Source organism: Acinetobacter sp. OYA S30, assembly GCF_033599315.1.
Taxonomy (GTDB): Bacteria; Pseudomonadota; Gammaproteobacteria; order Pseudomonadales; family Moraxellaceae; genus Acinetobacter; species Acinetobacter baumannii.
The window spans coordinates 1-4125 of sequence record NZ_JAWVAV010000081.1 but is presented as its reverse complement, the minus strand read 5'-3'; the positions used below and the strand labels follow the sequence as shown (position 1 = coordinate 4125).

The window sequence follows — 4125 nt, the reverse complement described above, 5'->3', positions numbered from 1 at the left end:
TCATCTGCCGCCAAATTTTCAGAACTGCAACCTCTTTAAATATGGTTTTACCATATTTAAAGAGGGCAGTCTGAAAATAATTATTTAATATAAAAATAAAATTTCTTGAAAAGAAATTTTATTTTTATATTAAATAATTCGCACTTGACAGTTTCTCCTCATCGGAGAAACTAGTACGCAATGGGGCGCTTCCCCCTTGACCCCCTTCAACCGGATTTTTCAGCCATACAGGCATTTCAAATCCGGGCGGTTTTCATTCCGTTTCACTGCATAAAAACCGAACCCACAACCCAGCAGAGGTGAACATGGCCAGCTACCACTTCAGCGTCAAAAGCAAAAATAAGGGCTATGCGACCGGCCATTATCTCTACATTTCCCGGCTGATGCAGTATGAAGGCATCCGCAAAACCAGCAATGAGACCATAGAACATATTGAACCTGGTCGATGTATGCCTGCCTTTGTAAAAGATCCCATTGATTTTTGGCAGGCAGCAGATACGTATGAACGAGCCAATGCCAAGGCCTACATGGAGTATGAAATTGCCCTACCGAATGAGTTCACGTCAGAACAGCGTAAAACGCTCATAGAGACGTTTTTAGACAAACATATAGTTCCACAGCAATATCCGCACTCATACGCCATACACAACGTAAAATCACGTATCAGTGGCGAAGATCAGCCTCATTGTCATCTGATGTTCTCGCTAAAAGCGGATGACGGCATTGAACGCAGCGCAGAACAGTACTTCAAACGCTATAACCCTCAAGATCCAGCCAAAGGCGGTGCCAAAAAAATCCAACTTCAAGATGGCCATGAAGACTATTCCACTTTTTTGATCTATATCCGAAAACAATGGGAAAATCATTTGAATGATGCCCTTGCACAGCACTGCCCGACCGTCACCTACACACTGGATGGCCAAGACATCACCATCAAAAATCAGGTTTCAGCAGACAGCTATGAAAAATATAACGAGATCCACAGCACGCTATACCTTCCAGAGCCAAAACTAGGCGTTGGACAACAAAATGCGACAGCGGAATATCTCGCCCAAATCCAAAAAATCAGAGAACACAACCAGCAAGAACGAGAACTCGAAGAACGCCAAAAGCAATTAGATCAACAACATGAATATTTTTATAGTGCTGAAAACAACCCATTTTCATCATTGGAAGTCATGTATTACCTGAATTACTTAATCAAGAATGCAACAAATAAGGACAAACTAAAAAATGATTTGAATGAAATTATCAAAAACCAAGGCCCTATACTTAAACAAGAAGCTTGGTCCATCTACGAAATGAATGAAAAACTAGAAGACTCAAGACGTAACAGTACCCCATGTTTTGAGTTCAAGGTGCATTCACTTCCTGAATACGTATTACCGATACAAAATACGCCTCCCAAACGCACTCAATCAGAACCAGTACAACCTAAAGCTGATGATTATGATTACGGTGGCCCTGGTTTTTAAGCTCAGTTGGTTTTATCCAAAGTTTACAGAGCGAGTGTCTACGAGCGAACAGACACAATTAAAATTTTTGCCATGCTTTTTCCCTGATTACAAACTCCCCTTTGCTGCTGAGACTGAGATACAGAGCATCCCGGAGGGTGCGAACAGATTTAATTTGCATCTAGGTCGAGCGAAGCGAGTATAAAAAACTTATGAGCGAAGCGAATTCCGAGTTGCTTTTGCTTTTTTGAAGTTATCACGAGATTAACCCAAAAATTGCCCCTTCGAACTGAGCGTAAGCGAAGTTCAATAGAGTTTGAGCGTAGCGAAAACATAGGGCAATTTTTCATTCTTTCCTTTTTAATATATTTTAAATCTTTTAAATCTTTTCAGTCGTCTCTGTGCCTTATATAGCAAAGGTTTCAGCGTTTAAATATGACGGATTGACTACTAACTATGACGGATTGACTACTAACTATGACGGATTGACTACTTAACTATGACGGATTGACTACTAACTATGACAAGTATATATTTGTCATATATTAGAAAAATCAATGGTTTTGTTTTGAATAAAAATCACGTTGTAAAATCAAATCAAGTAATAGAAGCATCGTATCAATTAAGTGCCGTAGAGCAACGAATTGTCTTAGCTGCCATTTCACGGATTCCCAAAAATCAGCCTATTACAGATGATGAGTTATACCCTGTTAGCGTCGATGAATTAAAACAATTGGGCGTACATGAGAAAACTGCATACAGAGATTTAAAGGAAGGTATTAATAGACTCTATGAGAGGTCTATTAACCTCAGTATTGATGATAAATCTATAAAAATGAGATGGGTGCAAGAAATCCAATTTTTAGATAGTCAAAGTGTCATTGGAATCCGTTTTTCAAAACCCATTCTGCCATTTATTTCCAATCTAAGTAGAGAATTCACCAAATATGCCTTATCAGACATTGCTGGGATCAATAGTGGATACGGTATTCGTATTTATGAGCTACTGGTTCAATATCGGCAAATAGGTAAGCGTGAAATTTCTGTTGAGAGTTTACGGACAATGTTAGAACTCGGTAAAAAGTACCCATTATTCGCTGATTTCAAGAAACGAGTAATTGACACTGCTATAGACCAAATCAATGAATATAGCCCTTTAAAAGTCACTTATGAGCAGAAAAAAACAGGGCGTAAAGTCACTCATATTATCTTTTCTTTTAAAGAAAAATCTAAATCCATAACACATACCTCGAAAGATTTTTATCAGCTATCTGATGCTCAAATTAATCTATTCGGGAATCAATTATCACGTTTACATGAGCTTTCCCATTTAGCCTCAGAAGGTGAAAGTTATGAGATTTTAGCTGCTAAAATTAAGGATATGCTTAGAAACCCTCACCAACAACAGCAGTTTTTGCCACACTTAAAGAACTTAGGGTTTAAAGCTTGAGTGTATTGAAGAATACACTTATTGTATTCTTCAATACGTATCCTAAATACACAGCAATACACTATGAAAACAAGTACAAAATACAGTGTTAGTGATGCAGCCACACTGTATAAGAAATCTCGTGCTACACTTTATAAAGATATAAAAAATGGGGTGTTAAGTCGTGATCATGATGGCTCTATCGACTTCTCTGAGTTACTCCGCGTTTATGGTGAACCTTTTAGTGGAAAACACTCAAAACACACTGATACGTCTCCAACACAAACTATAAATACACCTGAATACACAGACAATACAGTTATTGAACTAAAGAATCAGATCGATTTTCTAAAGAAACAGTTAGAAAAAGCAGAAGATCGCGAAGCTAAAGCAAATTCTCGTATTGATACATTACTTACCCTAATTGAAATGAAGCCAACTCAGGTTCATCCCACACCAACTTCAGATCAATCTTCAGTGCAATCTAGTCCATCTCAAGTAGAACCTACATTGAATGTAGATAACGACAAACATGACGGATTGACTACTCCGGAAAAAACGGAAAATAAGCGTATTCCGGTGCCGGAGCCGGTTGAACCGGAGCAGCCGAAAAGAGGGTGGTTAAGCCGGTTTTTCTTGCCGAATGGCTAAGGGTACTATTCAACTGAGCTAATCAAAGTTGTAAGGATTTGATTAAAGAATAGCCATATTACGTGAAAGATCACAAAAAAAAGCCCGTACAGGGATGTTCGGGCTATAAAATAGAAACTACAGCATTGATTTCTATAGATAATTATAACGCATTTCGTATAAGGTGTATTATGTTATTTTTAGAAAAACTTAACTTAAATAGATAAATCTAATATATTATCTTTCTCACAATTTCATAAATATCAATTATCTAATAAGCTTTAAATCCTCTTGCTAAGTCTGTATGCTGTTTTATCAGAAAGATACTATAGAGGGTAATATGCATAGTTTTTCTGTAAAAGAATTGGATCAGTTGATTGAAAATGATCTAAAGGAAAAGAAAAAATCTAGTAAGTTATTGATTGGATATAAACTATTTAATGATCTAATGAATGACCCTAAATTTTATGCAGAAGTGACAGATTCAGCCCTGAGTGCCACAAAACGAAAATATAAGAACCTCAAGATCAAGATTACGACGGATAAATATCAACTTCATTTTGAATAAAACATAAAAAAGAGAGCTAGCAGCTCTCTTTTTTATGATAGAAG

At 37.1% G+C, this 4125-nt stretch carries 4 protein-coding genes; all 4 read left to right on the top strand.

Going from position 1 to position 4125, the window contains the following annotated elements; translation table 11 throughout:
• Window positions 1-305 precede the first annotated feature (305 nt).
• The 4 genes from R5R67_RS18930 (at window position 306) to R5R67_RS18915 (ending at window position 4081) form a co-directional block, all read left to right on the top strand.
• On the top strand, window positions 306-1475 hold the full coding sequence (locus tag R5R67_RS18930; protein WP_004698297.1) for a MobA/MobL family protein: 1170 nt from the start codon (window positions 306-308) through the stop codon (window positions 1473-1475).
• Window positions 1476-1974: 499 nt separating this feature from the next.
• The gene (gene repM / locus R5R67_RS18925) at window positions 1975-2904 is read left to right on the top strand and encodes a replication initiation protein RepM (protein ID WP_000200914.1); all 930 of its coding nucleotides are present in this window, start codon (window positions 1975-1977) and stop codon (window positions 2902-2904) included.
• 63 nt (window positions 2905-2967) lie between these two features.
• Window positions 2968-3534 carry a plasmid replication DNA-binding protein gene (locus R5R67_RS18920; RefSeq protein ID WP_000858429.1) on the top strand — a complete coding sequence of 189 codons (567 nt, stop codon included), beginning with the start codon at window positions 2968-2970 and terminating at the stop codon, window positions 3532-3534.
• 319 nt (window positions 3535-3853) lie between these two features.
• A complete protein-coding gene (locus R5R67_RS18915; RefSeq protein WP_004812234.1) occupies window positions 3854-4081 on the top strand; it encodes a hypothetical protein in 228 nt (75 codons plus the stop codon).
• The last annotated feature ends 44 nt before the right edge of the window (window positions 4082-4125 follow it).

What these genes read in the sequence shown, in the direction of transcription:
- R5R67_RS18930 (WP_004698297.1), top strand. Translation starts at nt 306, where the DNA reads ATGGCCAGCTACCACTTCAGCGTCAAAAGCAAAAATAAGGGCTATGCG.
- repM (WP_000200914.1), top strand. Translation starts at nt 1,975, where the DNA reads ATGACAAGTATATATTTGTCATATATTAGAAAAATCAATGGTTTTGTT.
- R5R67_RS18920 (WP_000858429.1), top strand. Translation starts at nt 2,968, where the DNA reads ATGAAAACAAGTACAAAATACAGTGTTAGTGATGCAGCCACACTGTAT.
- R5R67_RS18915 (WP_004812234.1), top strand. Translation starts at nt 3,854, where the DNA reads ATGCATAGTTTTTCTGTAAAAGAATTGGATCAGTTGATTGAAAATGAT.